This window comes from Bacillus sp. COPE52 (assembly GCF_003355115.1).
GTDB lineage: Bacteria > Bacillota > Bacilli > Bacillales > Bacillaceae_G > Bacillus_A > Bacillus_A toyonensis.
The window spans coordinates 2381026-2399308 of the sequence record NZ_CP031292.1; the positions used below are offsets into that span (position 1 = coordinate 2381026).

An 18283-nucleotide genomic window follows, 5' to 3' on the forward strand; every position below is an offset into this window, starting at 1 on the left:
AATTTTTGGTTTTATTATTCTAGTAGTAATCGCTTTTTTAAAATTATAGAAATTTAAAGATAAAGTATTGTATACATGTAAGTATGATTAAAAATGAAAAATTGTAAATGCTGAATTTGATTAAATACGCCTTGGTCTCTTTACTATTTGCCTGAATGAATAATTTATAGGAGATTACACTGGCTAAAGATGCGATAATTGTTCCAAGCCCTCCAATATTTACCCCGAGTAATAAAGGTTTCCAATCAGAAGTAAAGTTTGATAGAAGAATTGAAGTAGGAAAATTGCTAATCAGTTGACTCAAAAATATGGAACTAAAGAAGACTGAAGTATCTCCTCTTAAATTAGCACGAGCAAATGTATCCAGCGCATCGGAATGGGAAATGTTTCCGATAAAAATAAAAAAACAGACAAAGGTTATTAGAAGAAAATAATCGATCTTAAATAGTAATTTTCTATCTAAAGTAAATGCTGCCATCAATGTGACTATTAGCGCAATGTAATAATTAATGACACCAAAAATAGATGCAATGATAGTGATAAGTATCAAAATCCAGACGGTAGCTTTTTTTCGATTCTTCACGGTAATAACAGATAGTTCTATTTTCAAATCTGTTTTTTGAAGTTTTTGAGTAAATATAAATAACAAACTAATCCCAAGTACAGCTAAAAGCAGGATTGAACCTAAAAATGGGATGAGCTTAATTCCATAGTAAGAATATAGGTATAAATTTTGGGGGTTTCCCATAGGCATCAAGCTACTACCGATGTTTGCCGCAATTGTCTGCAGGATGATTGTATCCATCATGTTCATTTGTGTTTTTTTACTAATGACAAGTGTTATTGGTACAAAAGTGAGGAGAGCGACATCATTTGTTACAAACATGGAGCAAATAAAGCATAACAAAATTAGAATAATAGATATTGACCTGCTGTTATTGCATTTATTTAAAATCGCAACGGCAAGTTTGTCTAATATTTTTAGCTGTTCAAAGGCCTTAATGGCCACCATTAGATTAAATAAGCTAATTAACACTTCAAAGTTAATATATTCGATCTTTGGCGAATGTATTAAGCAGCTTACAATTGCTAGTATCAGTGAAATGGTAAGTACTAAATCCTTTTTTAAAAATTCGAATTTCATAAGAAGTCTTTTTTTATTTTGAACGAATACTATTTCTTTCACAATACCCCACCTATAATCTATGTTAGTAAATATACATTTTTTGGATAACTCGATATTGCTAGAAAAGAGGATGGCATAAGGTCCTAAATAAGAGTTTTGTAATGTTTCATCCCTTCAACAAAATCCTTTTTTGCTTAGTGTCTTTAATGTTGTAAATATGTGCAATATAGATGAATCCAACTAAGGAGATTAATTGAGAAAACAAATGTTTTTTGTATGATACCATAAATAAATTAAAAGTATTATTTTTTTAATATTCTTACAACATTTTATTGATTCTTGATTTCAAATACTTTATATGAAGCTCTAAAAGAGAAAAAGTATGCATGATTATATGAAGAAAATAGAGGCTTGTCAAAGATTAGGTAGAAGAGAATCCGCGACGTTTGGATACTGTATAAAATTCACAAAATTTCAGTGTTTTTTTAGATGAAAAAACCTTAAAATATTTTTTGTTTTTATAAAAATCTGTACTTTTTCGTAACATTCTGTACTTTTAATTATAAATTAAAGACAAGGTTCTCTTAGTTGAAGATTGAAAGCGCTTTATAGATTTTTCGTGAAGTTTTTACCTAGCCTATTTTTGAGATTAGTAGTGAGAAAGGAGATATTTCCATGTTCTTGATAAAATTAACAAAAAACCAGTTAATCACTATTGATTATTATGATTTAAATGTAAATCACCAGTAAACGAAACAAACATAATAGTACAACAACATTAGTGGATAAGAATATTAGTTTTGCAGAAAGGGGTAGAGCATCCGTTTGTATAAGCGTTAAGTTCTTCAAAATTTCAGTTTTACGGTTACATGTTGTGATGTTTGCTTAAACAGGCCAATCCGATTAATATAGAAAATTTTTATCCTTGTTGTATTTGAATATGAAAGAGGTATTTATACCAGGAAATATAGGTGATTTTATATAAATTATGATATATAAATTTTGACATGGAGTGATGATATGGAAAGGTTTTTTGTAGAGTTAGTCGGATCAACAAATGATTTTTTATGGTCTAAATTGTTAATTATTATGCTTGTTATTTGCGGAATTTATTTTACATTTAAATTGAATTTTGTACAGTTTCGAATGTTAAAAGAGATGGTCCGTGTATTAATGGAGGGGAAAAGTGGTTCTAAAGATCAAATCTCTCCTTTTCAAGCGTTTTGTATTGGTATGGCAGCCCGCGTTGGAACAGGGAATATCACAGGAATTGCGATTGCAATTGCATTAGGTGGTCCTGGAGCTGTATTTTGGATGTGGATTATTTCTATTATTAGCTCGGCCTCCAGTTTTGTCGAAAGCACATTAGCACAGATATATAAAGTAAAAGATAAAACTGGTTTCCGCGGTGGTCCATCCTATTATATGGAAAAAGGGTTGAATAAACGTTGGATGGGAGTATTATTCTCTATTTTAATCACAATTACTTTTGGTCTTGTATTCAATTCAGTACAATCAAATACAGTTACAATTGCTTTTCAAAACTCATTTGGTACAGATCGTCTAACAGTTGGGATAATCATGGCCATTGCTTTCGCTGCGATTATCTTTGGTGGTGTACAACGTATTGCAAAAATGGCTGAATACAAGGTGGTATTTTTAGCGGTATTATACATTGGAGTTGCATTATTTGTTGTAGTTACCAACATATCAAAAATGCCGGAAGTGCTTTCTCTTATTGTTCAAAACGCATTTGGTTTTAAACAAATAGCAGGCGGTTCAATTGGTGCAGCACTTATGAATGGAGTTAAACGTGGTTTATTTTCAAATGAAGCTGGTATGGGAAGTGCACCAAACGTTGCCGCAACAGCAACAACAAGTCATCCGGTGAAACAAGGACTGATTCAAGCATTTGGTGTATTAACGGATACACTGATCATTTGTACTAGTACTGCCTTTATTATTTTGCTGTCTGATGCATATAAACAACCGGGGTTAAATGGTATTGCACTTACACAAGCAGCATTAAGTGAACACATAGGTCCTTGGGCATCGGGTTGTCTTGCTATCTTTGTTTTTTTATTTGGATTTGGTGCGTTAATTGGCAACTATTATTATGGTGAAACAAATATTCGCTTCTTACATACAAGTAAAGTGTGGTTAATGATATACAGAATAAGTGTGTTGGCTATGATTGTATTTGGTTCTGTTGCAAAGATTCAAATTGTATGGGATTTAGCGGACTTATTTATGGGCTTTATGGTTATTATTAATTTAATTGCTATTACCTTACTTTCAAAAGTAGCATTTGCGGCGTTACAAGATTATATAAACCAGAAAAAAGCTGGTAAAGATCCTATTTTTTATAAAGAAAACATTAAAGGGCTTGAAAATATTGAATGTTGGGATAGTTATGAGAAAACTTCAAAAAAGAAAAGTGTGTAATAAGAAGGATATTCAGACTGCAATATGTCTGAATATTTTTCTTGGTTCTAGTGCAAATATTATTGATTATAGTAAAGAAAAAATCATTCTATATAAAGTTAATAGTACGGGGGAATATTATTAAATGATAAAGGATTCTAGCGTTCAAGTTGAGGGTCAAGAAAAAGTTTGCTTAGATCAATGGGTAGCTCATTATCGAACGTATGCAGCTAAGGGACGAAGCGCCAGTTATATTCCCGCTTTGGGGGAAATAAATGTATCGCAGTTAGGTATTTGTATAGTAAAGCCAGATGGAACAATGATAAAATCAGGAGATTGGGAGATACCTTTCACATTACAAAGTATATCAAAAGTAATCGGTTTTATAGCTGCTTGTTTAAGTCGCGGTATTTCTTATGTATTAGAACGAGTTGACGTAGAGCCAACTGGAGATGCCTTTAATTCAATTATTCGTTTAGAGATACATAAACCAGGAAAACCTTTTAATCCTATGATTAATGCTGGGGCAATTACGATAGCTTCACTTTTGCCAGGGACATCGGTGCAAGAAAAATTAGAATCTCTATACGTATTAATTGAAAAAATGATAGAGAAGCGTCCCGCTATTAATGAAATAGTATTTCAATCAGAATGGGAAACAGCTCATCGTAATAGAGCATTAGCATACTATTTAAAGGAGAATGGTTTTCTAGAATCAGATGTGGAGGAGACACTAGAGGTTTACCTAAAACAATGTTCGATTGAAATAAATACAGAAGATATTGCCTTAATAGGGCTTATACTAGCACATGATGGATATCATCCTATTCGCAAAGAACAAGTACTCCCTAAAGAAGTAGCTAGGTTAACAAAAGCTTTAATGCTTACTTGTGGAATGTACAATGCTTCTGGAAAATTTGCTGCTTTCATTGGATTACCAGCTAAGAGTGGGGTATCCGGTGGAATTATGACACTTGTTCCCTCAAAATCTAGGAAGGATTTATCGTTCCAAGATGGATGTGGTATTGGTATTTACGGACCAGCCATTGATGAATATGGGAATAGTTTACCAGGAATTATGTTGTTAGAACATATTGCAAAAGAATGGGATTTAAGTATATTTTAAAAAGGAGCACAGATATTTTGGTGTTAGAGCGAGTCCAAAAGTGTTCAGACCTTATATTGTGTCTGAACATTTTTGAGTTCTAAAGTATCTTTCTAAAGTAGAAGAGTGTAATGAATACTCACAATCTATAATGCTTTCGTTTATATCTTATTTATCAGTTCTTGAAAAAAATAGAGTAAGTATTGTATTAATACAAATAGGTTTGTATACTGACTGTTAGGCGAAAGTGAGAAGTGATTATTTTGAATCTTAGTAATTTAGTAAAGAAAGACATCTATATTCTCGTTTTAATGATACTTACAGTACCCTTAGTAGGTGAAATAAAGTCATTTCCCTTAAATGAAACATTTAGAATGAGCTTTGGTGCACCAACATTTTTCTTTTTTTTGTTGTTATTTCGACGAGTTCCAGCATTTTTACCGGGTTTTTTAACAGCAATAGTCGTGGTAGTATTTCGTATCTCAATGGATGTCATTATAAAGGAAAATATGGATTGGCTAGCCGCTTTTCATACTCACTATCCTAGTTTTTTCTTTTATTTTACTTATTCGTATCTTTTTCATTTAGCAAAAATCAAACGTTTTTATCATCAACCACTAATGATTGGTTTTATTGGTTGCATGATTGAAATACTGTCAGACTGTGTGGAATTAATGGTTCAATATTTCGTATTAAAAACATCAATCACATCCGAGGCAATAAATGAGATCATTGTTATCGCATGTTCCCATAGTTTTATAGTTCTAAGCTTTTTCAATATGATGAAATTGTATGAAGCGCAATCAAGGGAGAGACACATAAAGAAACAAAATGAACACATGCTCATGCTCATCTCTAATTTATATGAAGATGCTGTTCATTTAAAAAAAACCTTACAAGATGCTGAGAATATAACAAAAAAATCCTATGATTTATATAAAACCTTAGACTCTTTTGAGCACAAACAGATGGATTTTCAGTTTGGGGATTTAAGGCAACAGGCATTACAAATTGCTGGTGAGGTCCATGACGTTAAAAAGGATAACCAACGTATTTTTGCGGGACTTTCAAAACTAATTTCTGATGAAAGTTTTACAGATTATATGTCTGTACATGAACTAGTAAATATCATTATGCGGGCAAATACGAAATATGCACGGTTGCTAGAGAAAGACATCCAATTTGTGTATAAAATTGAGGGTGTGCATCCTCATTATCATATTTACACAATCTTATCTATTATAAATAATATCGTTACAAACGCTGTAGAAGCTATCCAAGGTATGGGAACCATCACAATTGACATTAATAAAGACCACCATTTTGTTGAATTTCAAATAGGCGATAATGGTCCCGGTATTTCTTCAAAATATAAAGATTCAATTTTTGAGCCTGGGTTTACTTCTAAATATGATGATTTAGGCAACCCATCGACAGGTATCGGATTATCGTATGTTAAAGAAATGGTCGAACAACTTGAAGGTGATGTTACGCTTGAGGACAGAACCGAAGGAAAAGGATCAATTTTTATAATTAGATTAGGGATTGATCATATAATTTCGAAAGGGTGATTCTATGTATTTTTATATAGTAGATGATGAAAAAGCGGTTCGCTCAATGTTGGCTCAAATTATCGAGGATGAAGATCTTGGGGAGGTTATAGGAGAAGCTGAGGATGGTTTATCTTTAGAGCAACAAATGGTAATCCTTAAAAATATAGACATTTTATTTATCGATTTGTTAATGCCGATTCAAGATGGAATAAAAACAATTCGTCAAATAAAACCTTCGTTTAAAGGGAAAATCATCATGGTCTCTCAAGTAGAATCAAAAGAATTAATTGCTGAAGCTTATTCGCTTGGTGTTGAATACTATATTATTAAGCCGATTAACCGGATTGAAGTATTAACAGTTGTTCGGAAAGTCATTGAACGAATTCGTTTGGAAAAATCGATAAAAAACATTCAAGAATCGCTTAATATGGTCCTAAAATTGGATAGTAATTCAAGTGTGCAAGAAAAATACCGTAATGAAAAACATTTAAATACTTTCAATCATTTTCAAAATTCCATTCATTTTCTTTTGTCTGAATTAGGAATAGCCAGTGAAAGTGGAAGTAAAGATTTAATGGATATGCTGGATTATTTATATAAATATGAACAAGATAACACGTTGGAACAAGGCTTTCCCTCACTAAAAGAGATTTTTATGAATTTGGCTCAAAAAAAACTTGGGGATTCAGCTGAAGATGCCGAATTAAAAAGGTTCATAGAAGCTTCCAAACAAAGGATTCGGAGAGCTATTTATCAATCATTAAACCATTTAGCATCCCTTGGACTTACTGATTTTTTAAACCCGAAGTTCGAAAATTATGCTTCTAGATTTTTTGATTTTACTACCGTAAGGAGAAAGATGACAGAATTGAATAATGAACCAACATTACCTGCTCGTATCGATACGAAAAAATTTATTCAAGTTCTTTATTTTGAAGCAAAACGAATACACTTGGAGTTAAGATGATAAACTTTTGCTAATTATTATTTTCAATTGATAGATTGATAATTGTTTTCATGTTATTTGTTTTATATAGTTTTTCTAAGAGAGGACTTTCCTTTATTTCATATTGGTTTTAAAGTCAGAAAATTCCGTATCGATTCGGTAGAAGTGTATGAACTTAGAACAAAAGAATATGTATTTTTTATTTTTTAAACATTAATATTCATTAAAAAAAACGAGTATTTTCAAAATAAAATATAAATACATAATAAGTTGAATTTAAAAAAGATGCTATCTTCTAGCATCTTTTTTTCTTTAAGAGGAAATATCATCGATCCTTATATTATTTAAAATTCAAATGTGGGCATATAAATAAGGGAAAAGGAGATAATATCTAACAAATTATAATTGGAAATGGTATTTTAGGTCAGAAATGTTTTTATACTAACTGGTTATTGGTACTAAATAAGCATAATGTCTCGCTTTTCTGCTCTTTAATCTTATCGTTATTTTTTATTAAGTACATATCGTTTTTTAGAAATCTCAATCCTAGCAGAGTATATAAATTGGGTGATAAAAATGTGGAACATAATTACTTCTTATCTTCCAGATTGGAAAGTCTTTGTACAAGCTTTTATCTTGTTTTTAATTCCGTATACTATCTCAAGATTTTTTCATTGGGTTCGTATGTCAGAGAAAGAGTGGGAAGAATGAGTTGGTGGAAGTCAAGAGACAAACAAGTGAAAAAAAATAATATTCAAAGTAAAACGAAACAAGAATATAAACCTTCTCAAAATACAATCGTTCATTTCACAAATGATTTTGCCTCTAACTTAGAACTTATAAAGCAACAAATCGGACATAATTCTGATGTTCGCTTTCGGAAGTTTAATATTGGACGCACAGATATTCAGGCTGGGATCGTTTTTGTTGATGGTCTATCAGATAAAGAGATAATTGACAAACATATTATGAAATTACTAATGGATGATTTTTCTGATGAATATAAAAATGAATCTTCTTATGTGGAGGGGACTGTTTCAAAAGAATATATTAAAAATAAAGTTCTTACAATTAGTGAAGTAGCAGAAGTCCATTACATAAAAGATTTAATACCCAAAGTATTGATAGGTTCAACAGCTCTTTTAATTGATGGTTTAGCAGATGTGTTTATTCTTGGTACAACAAAAGCAAATAAACGAAACATTGAAGAACCAGTATCGGAGGCATTAGTCAGAGGGCCACGGGTCGGTTTTACTGAAGTATTAAGTGATAATACCTCACTTTTGCGACGACATTGTGCGGATGAGAGCTTATCATTAGTAAAGCTACCAGTAGGAGAACGTGCAAAGAAAGAGTTAGTTGTCGCATTTATTAACGATCTTGCTAGTACAGAATTGGTGGAAGAAATAAAAAATAGAATTCAGAAAATTGACATAGACAGTGTACTCGAATCTGGTTATATAGAGCAACTTATTGAAGATAATTATCTCAGTCCTTTTCCGCAGATTCAAAATACAGAACGACCTGATCGTGTTATTAGTGCTTTGATGGAAGGTCGAGTAGCTATTTTGTTAGATGGAACACCATTTGTTTTAATTGCTCCAGTTACATTTAGTATGCTGCTGCAATCACCAGAAGATTATTATGAAAGGTGGCTTCCTGGTACGCTTCTCCGCTTATTACGCTTCATGACAGCTTTTGTTTCATTATTTGCTCCAGCATTGTATATTTCTTTCATTTCATTTCATCCAGGATTAATTCCCACTAAGCTCGCTATTTCTATTCTCGGATCGCGAGAAGGAGTTCCTTTTCCCGCTTTAATAGAAGCGTTAATTATGGAAGTAGCTATCGAAGTTTTGCGAGAAGCAGGTTTACGTCTGCCTAAACCGATTGGACCTGCAATGGGAATTGTGGGCGGTTTAATAATTGGTCAGGCTGCCGTAGAAGCAGGAATTGTTAGTCCAATAATGGTTATCGTTGTTGCGGTAACAGCTATTTCTTCTTTTACTATTCCGCAATATAGTGTGGGAATTACGTTACGCATTCTTCGTTTTGTAGCTATGTTTTGTGCTGCGATATTTGGATTGTATGGAGTTATTCTCTTCTATCTTTTACTTTGCAGTCATTTAGTGAAACTGAAAAGTTTTGGCGTTCCTTATACTAGCCCTGCTGTTCCATATCGATTCAGTGACTGGAAAGATTTTATGGTTCGCATGCCATTAAAAATAATGAGACGTCGACCGAAAATAATGCATACCAAAAAAACTATCCGCAAAAGGTAGCTGATGACGAAAGGAAGTGGCCTTCAGTGATTACTATACCTAAAGACCGAATAACAACTTCACAAGCAGTTGTTATTATTGTAAATTACATACTTGGGACAGGAATTCTCACTTTGCCCAGAGCATCTGTGGAAAAAGTGAAAACACCAGATGTATGGTTAAGTGTGATATTAGGTGGGATACTCGCAATGGTTTCAGGAGTAATTATGGTCAAATTAAGTCAGCAGTTTCCAGAAAAAACATTTTACCAATACAGTCAAGATATTGTAGGGAAATGGATAGGCAGATTGCTTAGTTTTCTTATTATAGGGTATTTTCTTACAACTTCAGCATTTCAAATTCGTTCAATGGCAGAAGTAATAAGCTTTTTTTTGCTAGAAGGAACTCCTACATGGGCTATTGTTATGCCTTTTATGTGGATAGGTCTCTATTTGATTATGGGTGGTATTAATTCAATTGCACGGATGTTTGAAATAATATTTCCTATTACTGTTTTTATTTTTTTAATCATTTCCTTTATGAGTATCGGAATATTCGAGATAGATAATCTCCGTCCCGTATTAGGTTTGGGAATTAAACCAGTGCTAGATGGGATAAAAACAACGTCTCTCGCATATACAGGTCCTGAAATTATGTTAATTCTTTTGGTATTTATGGAACAACGAAAGAAAGCAGTAAAAGCTATTTTAGTTGGAATTTCTATTCCGTTAATCTTTTATGTAATAACTGTTGTAATGGTCATTGGTGCATTATCAATTGATGGGGTTGTAACAAGAACATGGCCGACAATTGACCTTATGCGCAGTTTTGAAATTTCTGGTTTGATATTTGAACGTTTTGAATCTTTACTGCTTGTAATATGGATTATGCAAATATTTGCTACCTATACGATTAGTTACTATGCAGCTGCATTAGGATTAGCGCAACTCTTTAAAAAGAGTATTCATCCGTTTATTTTTGCTTTGATTCCAATCATTTACATCATTGCTATGACTTCGAAAAATATAAATGATTTGCTTAAATTGGGGGATATGCTCGGTAATGCTGCTTTATTTTTGTTTGCTTTACTGCCACTGCTTCTTCTTATTATTACGCGATTAAAAGGAGGAGTAGTGTGAAAAATAAATTTTATTATATGCGGCTCTATTTGGCTTTGTTATGGACGCTTTTGCTTCTATTTTTAACAGGATGTTGGAGCAGTAAAGAAGTAGAAGAGTTGAGTTTAACTGCAGGTATAGCACTAGATAAAGGGAAGGATTCAACAATTGAGAAAGAGGATGAGGAAGGAGGTTATCCTAAAAGAAATCTTATAAAAGCAACTTATCAAATTGTCAGTTCGCAAGCACAAAGTAAAGGAAACGGACAACAAAAACGTTATATAAATGTTTCTGAGACCGGTGATTCCATTCATCAAATTGTTCGTGAGTTTTCATTGAAAAGAGAGAGCGCAATGTTCAGCCCACATTTAAAAAACATTGTTATTAGTGATAGTCTTGTACGTACATACAGTTTAGAACAATTACTTGAACAGTATCTCCGCGACAATGAAGTTCGGCTTAGCTGTATGATCTTAATTAGCAAGGGTCTAGCGAAGGAGGTACTGGAATCAAACAAAAAAGGAGAAATCCCAGCATTTCGTTTGTCTGGAATTGCAGATAATCGAAATAGAACAACAAGGATTTTACCTCCTGTATCGCTCGCTAAATTGGAAGGAAAGATGCGGTCAGGTTCCAGTTTTCTTTTGCAAAATGTAATCTCGATAAATGGGGAAACAAAATTTGCAGGAGCTGCTGTAATTAAAGGGAAAACAAAAAAGTTGATGGGCTTTTTAAATGAGCAGGAATTGGAAGGAGTAGTATGGATAAACGGAAAAAGGAATGGTGGTGTGGTAAAAACTTTTGATAAAGAATCAAAGAAACTCATTATATACGAAATAAAGTCAATAAAAAGCAAAATCATACCACATGTTAAAGGAAATAATATTTCCTTTGATGTAAACATTGAATCAGAAGGGCGTTTGTCTGAAAATTGGATGCAATCAGGAAAGGATTTTGAAAATGAATTTTTAAAAAGAGAAGAAAAAGCTATTGAAAAAGAAGTAAAGCACTTAGTACATCATGTTACAAAAAAAATACAAAAAGAATATCAAGTCGATATTGCGGGTTTTGGCAACCAATTAAGAATTAAACACCCGAGAACATGGGAGAAAGTCAAAAAAGATTGGGATCAAACATTTAGTAAGGTACCGATTAAATATCATATAAATGTAACTATACAAGATTATGGAGCATCAAGTTTAAAACGGTGAGACGTCTCAATTGACCTTATATTTACACAAAAACAAAAAGTTACAAAAATTTTAATTTAAAAATTTTTGTAACTTTTTGTTTTTTTATGTCCTTCTTATTATAGATTAAAGAAATGATTTTATCCCGCTATTTGCCGGGCAGTAAAACCCCCACCTCAAAATTCAGCGAAAGCAAAGAAGTTATTAGAGGTATATGTAAGCTTTATATAGGAAGGAGAATGTTTAAATTCTATTGATAAACCCAGTAATTGTAATAGCCCTTATTTAGAATAATAATTTCAAAATTAATAAAACTTAGAGTAGAAGGAGCAAGAGCAAATTATTATGAATAAACAAATAGGATTCATCGGATGTGGAAACATGGGTATTGCTATGATAGGTGGGATGATTAAAAAAAATATAGTTTCTCCAGATCAAATAATTTGTTCAGATTTAAACGTCATTAATTTAAAAAATGCTAGTAATGAATATGGCATAACTATAACTACTAACAACAATGAAGTCGCTAACAGTGCTGACATTTTAATTTTATCAATCAAACCAGATTTATACTCATCAGTAATTAACCAAATAAAAGATCAAATAAAAAATGATGTAATCGTTGTAACTATTGCTGCAGGAAAAAGTATTAAGAGCACTGAGAATGAATTTGGTAGAAAATTAAAAGTTGTTAGAGTAATGCCTAATACACCGGCACTTGTTGGAGAAGGAATGTCTGCGTTATGTTTTAATGAAATGGTTACAGAAAAAGATATAAAAGAGGTACTGAACATATTTAATATTTTCGGCCAGACGGAGGTCGTAAATGAAAAACTAATGGATGTTGTTACATCTATTAGTGGTTCTTCTCCAGCATATGTGTATATGTTTATAGAAGCCATGGCAGATGCTGCTGTACTTGGCGGTATGCCGAGAAAACAAGCTTATAAATTTGCGGCTCAGGCTGTATTAGGTTCTGCAAAAATGGTATTGGAAACAGGAATACATCCAGGTGAATTGAAGGATATGGTTTGTTCTCCAGGTGGAACGACGATAGAAGCTGTAGTAACGCTAGAAGAAAAAGGTTTAAGAACAGCTATCATTTCAGCTATGAAACGTTGTACGCAAAAATCTATGGAAATGTCTAGTTTAACTAGTAAGTGAGAAGCGAATTTATATAATATTTCAAATCTATTTAATGTAAAAGAAATATTATGAGGCTAGTTAATAACTAAGTAAATTTATATACAACACTAACGAGAAGAACAAACCTTATTTTAAAGGGGATACAGAAAATATGAGTAATTTACTAAAAAAGAAATCCGTTACACAATTGTTAGAGCATAATCAAAGCAAGACCTTAACGAAAACATTAGGAGCATTTGATTTAATTATGTTAGGGGTAGGCTCGATAATTGGAACGGGGGTTCTTGTGTTAACTGGATTAGTAGCAGCAAGAGATGCTGGTCCAGCAGTTATCTTTTCATTTGTACTTGCAGCAATTATATGTGGATTTATAGCATTATGTTACGCAGAAATTTCTTCTGCGCTCCCGGCATCTGGTAGTGTATATACGTACTCATATGCAACAATTGGTGAGTTTGTTGCTCATCTAGTAGGTTGGTCTTTACTGTTAATATATATTGTGGCAACAGCGGCTGTCGCTGCTGGATGGACAGGCTATTTCCACAATTTAATAAAAGGATTTGGATTAGAGATACCTAAAGCTCTAGTAACGATTCCTTCGCATGGTGGTATTGTGAATCTACCAGCAGTAATCATTACATTGATATTAGCATGGATGTTATCCCGTGGTACGAGGGAAAGTAAACGAATCAATAATACAATGGTATTGATTAAAATTGGAATGATTTTGTTGTTTATTACAGTTGGTATATTCTATGTAAAACCAATGAACTGGGTACCAATTGCACCATACGGCTTAAGTGGAGTTTTTACGGGTGGAGCAGCTATTTTATTCGCTTTTACGGGTTTTGATATATTAGCAACTTCAGCAGAAGAAGTAAAAGATCCGAAACGTAATCTTCCCATCGGTATTATCGCATCATTAATCATATGTACAATTATTTATGTTATGGTATGTCTTGTTATGACAGGAATGGTTTCCTATAAAGAATTAAATGTTCCTGAGGCGATGGCTTATGTAATGGAAGTTGTAGGACAAGGAAAAGTCGCTGGTGCAATTGCTGCAGGTGCTGTAATTGGCCTTATGGCTGTTATTTTTTCCAATATGTATGCGGCAACACGAGTATTCTTTGCAATGAGTCGTGATGGATTGTTACCGAAATCATTTGCGAAAGTTAATAAGAAAACTGGAGCACCCACTTTTATCACTGGATTGGCAGGAATAGGGAGCTCTATAATAGCTGGGTTTATTGACTTGAAAGAATTAGTTAATTTAGTTAATATCGGTAGTTTGGTGACGTTTGCGTTAGTTTGTCTATCAGTTATTATCCTCCGTAAATCACACCCAAATTTAAAACGTGGATTTATGGTACCTTTTGTACCTGTATTACCAAGCGTTTCAATTGTATGTTGTGTGTTTTTAATGCTAAATTTACCGTTAAGGACATGGGTGTACTTTAGTATTTGGATTACTATTGGGGTAGTAATATATTTCCTTTACTCAATAAAACACAGTAATTTAAATGAGGAAACGATCTCGAAATTACATGATAAAATTGCGAGATAATAACGATCGAAAATTTTATTAATAATCATATTGATAGTTGAGTAACATAGAAACAGTTTTTTGAAATTTAGCAAGAGATAAAATAAGAGATGCTAGGGCAGCTAAGTACTTTTTTAGAAACCTTGCTTGTTTTTTACGATTTAAAACTGCTAAGGAGAGGGAGAAGTATGAGTGAATTGCATTTTATGAGTCTAGAAGAACTGGATAATGAATTGAAAAAATCTGACAGTGGTATTTATTTCATTAAAGATTATAATGACAATATTATTTATGTAGGCAAGGCTTTTAGTATAAAAAGTAGAGTGTTAGCTCATTTTAATAGTTATTCCAATATTAAGGAATATGTACATTTATTTAATAAAGTAGCGTATCTCATTGAAGATAGTTTGTTAAAACGCTCATTGTTACAAGTTACGTATATGATTAAATATAAACCAGTATTAAACAAAGAAGTCCAAAAAGAATTCCCAGAGTTATATAATCAATATATTAAGCAAACAAATAAAAAATCTATGTTGTTAGAAATTGATGAAGCTAAAGAAAAAAGGGATGAGTTAAAGAATAGATTAGTAAAATTAGTGGGTGGAAAAACTATGTTTTATGACATAATTTCTCTGTTAAACAATGGATATAACTATCATGTTCTCGCAAAAGTATTGAGCATAGAACTTCAAACTTTAATTATAATGAAAGAACACCAAAATAAATTCCCGATACCACATAATTATAAGAGGACAATAAAACATCAAGATATAATGTATGCTTTATCTGGAAAAAAGAATTTAAGTACTTCAAGGTTAAACACTTAAATTTAAAATAGTAAATTCGTTGCTTTTAGCACTTCAACTAGACTGTGCCCCCGAAAGTTAGAGGAGTCGGTTTATTAGATAGCCTCTGGGATATGAGCCTAGTACAATGCTGGGTTCATACCTTTTAATTTTCCCTTGATTCTTTCATGCTTATAGCACTCTATATACTTTGCTAATTCTTGTTTGAAATCTGTTATACTTTCAAATTCTTTCGATACAGAAATAGACATACAAAAACGCCATCCTTTCCTATGAATCTACAGAAAGAATAGCGATTTTTTCAAAAATGAGTTCTTTTATTGAAAAGCTTTGGTTCTATATGACAGATAAAAGGGCAAGCAGCGCTAAAATAGCGGGGAGTCCTTGTTTCACGATAATTGATTTATTGGATGTGAAACCTCCGAAAATAGCTGCTACCACCACACAAATGATGAAAAATAATTGAATCATATAACCAATGGGATTGTTTCCAAGTATAAGTCCCCAAATGAGGCCAGCTGCTAAGAACCCATTATATAAACCTTGATTTGCAAACATAATGGCTACGTTTCGATCTCCTTCTAAATGCTTCGGCAATTTGAAAGCGCGTTGTGCTACTTTTGAATTAATAAAAAACATTTCGAGAATCATGATAAATAAATGCTCTAATGCTACGATTCCTACTAAAAGAGCTGCGATTATTTCCATGCTATTCTGTCTCCTTTAATCCTTAATATAAATTTTATACTATTTCCATTTTGCAATTCTATCAACAGGGAGAAGATATGAAGCATATCCTTCGTCGGCTACTATATCAAAAGATAGAAGTAGAACTGATGCATAGCGCTCTTTTTCCAAACGAAAGAATGCATTGCTATTTTCCTTGTCATGTCCTCTGATTGGATTTGGATTATACATATGTGCACGTGCTGCCAGCATGAACTGCATGGAGAGAAGTACTAGATCAATCAGTGTAGTTCCGCGATTTTTCTTGGCATGCAAGTTTTTGGGGAAGAATATTTTTCATATGTAAAATAATAAAATGTAATTTATAAATATGAAGTTGATAAAATGAATTCGGATTAATAATATTCCCCAAGCTAATCCTATATAAACCGTTTACAAATTAATTATCTAAGTATTTCTAAGTTTAAAGAGTGCAGTGTCTTTGTTCTTTAGTTAATCAATTTTCAAATGTTGATTCAATATTTTCTATTCTCTTGGAACTTAGTTCTCGTTTACTTCTCACAAAAGCAATAAAATCAATTATCTCTTCTGTTGAAAGTACTTCTCCATCTATTAAAAGTGTTGAATCTGGATCGTTTAGGAGTCTTGTAATATCAATTACATCTTTGTTTTGATGTGAATGTTCAACTCGACCTAATATATAATCTACAGACGTATCAAATAAATCTGCTATTTTAGATAAAGATTGTAATGAAGGTAATCTATAACCATTTTCATAACCAGCATAGGTGCTTTTCGCAATCCCAAGTCGATCTGCTGTCTCTTGTAAGGACCATCTTTGATTTTTTCTTAATTCAGATAAACGTTCCAGCATTCGTCTCATACCCCATCTAATTTTATTAAATTAATTATAACATAGAAAAAGAATTAAGAACAGAAAAAAGTACGCGTATTGAATACGAAAACTTGATTAATTCAAATTAAGTTCTATAATGATAAGTATAAATACGCATTTCGCGAACGATATATCGTTGTTTATTTTATGGAGGGGTTGTGTATGAAGAGAATTTTATTACTTGCAACTGGTGGGACAATTGCATCTGTGGAGGGGAATGAAGGGCTTGTTCCAGGATTGTCCGCTGAGGAATTATTGAATTATTTTTCGAGGTCATCCCGAAACTTAGAAATAGATTGCAAAATCTTAATGAATATTGATAGTACCAATATGCAACCTGAGCATTGGAAAGAAATAGCTAATGCTGTTTTTAATCACTATGATGACTATGACGGGTTTGTGATTACACATGGAACGGATACGTTAGCTTATACATCTTCTGCGTTATCTTATATGCTTCAAGGTTTAAGAAAACCAGTTGTTTTAACAGGCTCACAAGTACCTATTAGTTTTAAAAAGACAGATGCAAAGAAAAATGTAGCTGATGCTCTTAGATTTGCCTGTGAGGATGTTGGCGGTGTGTTTATTGTTTTTGATAGTAGGGTGATTATTGGAACGAGAGCAGTAAAAATGCGAACAAAAAGTTATGATGCATTTGAAAGTGTGAATTATCCATATGTTGCTGAGGTAAATGAAGATGAAGTGAAATATCATTGGAAGCCAACTTCCTCACATAATGAACTTTCAATAGATACTAATTTATGTACGGACGTTTTTCTTATGAAATTGTATCCAGGTACAAAGTCAGAGATATTTAATTGTTTAAAATATTTGTATAAAGGGATTATTATTGAAAGTTTTGGTAACGGTGGATTACCTTTTGAAGGAAGGAACTTGCTTTCGAAAATTCAAGAGTTGACTGAAATGGGGATTGCTGTAGTGATTACTACTCAATGCCTGGAAGAAGGAGAAGACATACTTCTCTATGAAGTAGGACGGAAAGTGGCGCAACATCAAGTAATATTATCTGGAGATATGAATACGGAAGCCATCATAGCAAAGTTGATGTGGACGCTTGGAAAAACTAATAAATTAGAAGAGATTAAAAAAATTATTGAAGAGCCTTTAGCCTACGATTTAACAATAAAATCTGATAAGGATTGGTAATAACTTCATATGATTTATTTAGGTTTTACATTTAATATGGGGGAGAAATTAAAATGTCAATAACAAACAAGAACATGCGAGTGGAGAAGGATTTTTTGGGAGCAAAGGAATTACCCATTAAGGCATATTACGGAATTCAAACTTTACGCGCTGTTGAAAATTTCCCGATTACAGGGTACAAAATTCATGAAAGTTTAATTAGAGCATTCGCAATTGTAAAAAAAGCAGCAGCGCTTGCAAATACAGATGTAGGTAGATTGGAATTGAATAAAGGCGGCGCGATCGCAGAAGCTGCTCAAGAAATTCTAGA

The 18283-nt window shown here is 32.6% G+C and carries 14 protein-coding genes and 3 pseudogenes; 12 read left to right on the forward strand and 5 right to left on the reverse strand.

Annotated elements, in window-relative coordinates; genetic code table 11:
* Positions 1–43: 43 nt before the first annotated feature.
* On the reverse strand, positions 44–1186 hold the full coding sequence (locus DPQ31_RS11930) for an anion transporter (RefSeq protein ID WP_097959722.1): 1143 nt from the start codon (positions 1184–1186) through the stop codon (positions 44–46).
* A gap of 960 nt (positions 1187–2146) precedes the next feature.
* Here DPQ31_RS11930 and DPQ31_RS11935 point away from each other — a divergent pair.
* The 10 genes from DPQ31_RS11935 (at position 2147) to DPQ31_RS11980 (ending at position 15245) form a co-directional block, all read left to right on the forward strand.
* Positions 2147–3571 (forward strand): alanine/glycine:cation symporter family protein, encoded by a 1425-nt coding sequence (locus DPQ31_RS11935; RefSeq protein WP_000439283.1) that lies wholly within the window; start codon positions 2147–2149, stop codon positions 3569–3571.
* Between the two features lie 124 nt (positions 3572–3695).
* Complete coding sequence (gene glsA / locus DPQ31_RS11940) at positions 3696–4676, forward strand: glutaminase GlsA (RefSeq protein WP_000588656.1); 981 nt, start codon at positions 3696–3698, stop codon at positions 4674–4676.
* 233 nt (positions 4677–4909) lie between these two features.
* On the forward strand, positions 4910–6226 hold the full coding sequence (locus tag DPQ31_RS11945) for a sensor histidine kinase (RefSeq protein WP_097959721.1): 1317 nt from the start codon (positions 4910–4912) through the stop codon (positions 6224–6226).
* A 4-nt stretch (positions 6227–6230) separates the two neighbouring features.
* Complete coding sequence (locus DPQ31_RS11950; protein WP_000274083.1) at positions 6231–7175, forward strand: response regulator; 945 nt, start codon at positions 6231–6233, stop codon at positions 7173–7175.
* Positions 7176–7861: 686 nt separating this feature from the next.
* Positions 7862–9436, forward strand: coding sequence for a spore germination protein (locus DPQ31_RS11955; protein WP_208731933.1), 1575 nt, complete (start codon positions 7862–7864; stop codon positions 9434–9436).
* 26 nt (positions 9437–9462) lie between these two features.
* The gene (locus tag DPQ31_RS11960; RefSeq protein ID WP_098711705.1) at positions 9463–10554 is read left to right on the forward strand and encodes a spore germination protein; all 1092 of its coding nucleotides are present in this window, start codon (positions 9463–9465) and stop codon (positions 10552–10554) included.
* Positions 10551–11744 carry a Ger(x)C family spore germination protein gene (locus tag DPQ31_RS11965; RefSeq protein WP_097959938.1) on the forward strand — a complete coding sequence of 398 codons (1194 nt, stop codon included), beginning with the start codon at positions 10551–10553 and terminating at the stop codon, positions 11742–11744. The genes DPQ31_RS11960 and DPQ31_RS11965 overlap by 4 nt, the downstream gene beginning before the upstream one ends.
* Before the next feature lie 324 nt (positions 11745–12068).
* Positions 12069–12887: a pyrroline-5-carboxylate reductase gene (gene proC / locus DPQ31_RS11970; RefSeq protein ID WP_001041296.1), complete on the forward strand. Its 819-nt coding sequence runs from the start codon at positions 12069–12071 to the stop codon at positions 12885–12887.
* 133 nt (positions 12888–13020) lie between these two features.
* Complete coding sequence (locus tag DPQ31_RS11975; protein ID WP_097959939.1) at positions 13021–14436, forward strand: amino acid permease; 1416 nt, start codon at positions 13021–13023, stop codon at positions 14434–14436.
* Between the two features lie 167 nt (positions 14437–14603).
* Positions 14604–15245 carry a nucleotide excision repair endonuclease gene (locus tag DPQ31_RS11980; protein WP_097959940.1) on the forward strand — a complete coding sequence of 214 codons (642 nt, stop codon included), beginning with the start codon at positions 14604–14606 and terminating at the stop codon, positions 15243–15245.
* A 98-nt stretch (positions 15246–15343) separates the two neighbouring features.
* Here DPQ31_RS11980 and DPQ31_RS11985 read toward each other — a convergent pair.
* From DPQ31_RS11985 to ansR, 4 genes and pseudogenes are all read right to left on the reverse strand, one after another.
* A pseudogene (locus DPQ31_RS11985) lies at positions 15344–15457 on the reverse strand (IS3 family transposase); the annotation flags it as partial.
* 103 nt (positions 15458–15560) lie between these two features.
* Positions 15561–15932, reverse strand: a complete 372-nt coding sequence (locus DPQ31_RS11990; protein WP_000402496.1) for a DUF1304 domain-containing protein — start codon at positions 15930–15932, stop codon at positions 15561–15563.
* A gap of 39 nt (positions 15933–15971) precedes the next feature.
* Positions 15972–16220 (reverse strand): annotated as a pseudogene (locus DPQ31_RS29675) (nitroreductase family protein); the annotation flags it as partial.
* Between the two features lie 187 nt (positions 16221–16407).
* Complete coding sequence (ansR, locus tag DPQ31_RS11995) at positions 16408–16785, reverse strand: HTH-type transcriptional regulator AnsR (RefSeq protein WP_087968743.1); 378 nt, start codon at positions 16783–16785, stop codon at positions 16408–16410.
* A 183-nt stretch (positions 16786–16968) separates the two neighbouring features.
* Between ansR and ansA the strand changes: the two genes are divergently transcribed.
* The gene (gene ansA / locus DPQ31_RS12000; protein WP_208731934.1) at positions 16969–17973 is read left to right on the forward strand and encodes an asparaginase; all 1005 of its coding nucleotides are present in this window, start codon (positions 16969–16971) and stop codon (positions 17971–17973) included.
* A 53-nt stretch (positions 17974–18026) separates the two neighbouring features.
* Positions 18027–18283, forward strand: a pseudogene (locus tag DPQ31_RS12005) (lyase family protein); the annotation flags it as partial.

Excerpts from the sequence above, each read along its gene's own strand:
- DPQ31_RS11935 (WP_000439283.1), top strand. The coding sequence starts at position 2,147 with ATGGAAAGGTTTTTTGTAGAGTTAGTCGGATCAACAAATGATTTTTTA.
- ansA (WP_208731934.1), top strand. The coding sequence starts at position 16,969 with ATGAAGAGAATTTTATTACTTGCAACTGGTGGGACAATTGCATCTGTG.
- DPQ31_RS11990 (WP_000402496.1), bottom strand. The coding sequence starts at position 15,932 with ATGGAAATAATCGCAGCTCTTTTAGTAGGAATCGTAGCATTAGAGCAT.
- DPQ31_RS11955 (WP_208731933.1), top strand. The coding sequence starts at position 7,862 with ATGAGTTGGTGGAAGTCAAGAGACAAACAAGTGAAAAAAAATAATATT.
- DPQ31_RS11980 (WP_097959940.1), top strand. The coding sequence starts at position 14,604 with ATGAGTGAATTGCATTTTATGAGTCTAGAAGAACTGGATAATGAATTG.
- glsA (WP_000588656.1), top strand. The coding sequence starts at position 3,696 with ATGATAAAGGATTCTAGCGTTCAAGTTGAGGGTCAAGAAAAAGTTTGC.
- ansR (WP_087968743.1), bottom strand. The coding sequence starts at position 16,785 with ATGCTGGAACGTTTATCTGAATTAAGAAAAAATCAAAGATGGTCCTTA.
- proC (WP_001041296.1), top strand. The coding sequence starts at position 12,069 with ATGAATAAACAAATAGGATTCATCGGATGTGGAAACATGGGTATTGCT.
- DPQ31_RS11975 (WP_097959939.1), top strand. The coding sequence starts at position 13,021 with ATGAGTAATTTACTAAAAAAGAAATCCGTTACACAATTGTTAGAGCAT.
- DPQ31_RS11950 (WP_000274083.1), top strand. The coding sequence starts at position 6,231 with ATGTATTTTTATATAGTAGATGATGAAAAAGCGGTTCGCTCAATGTTG.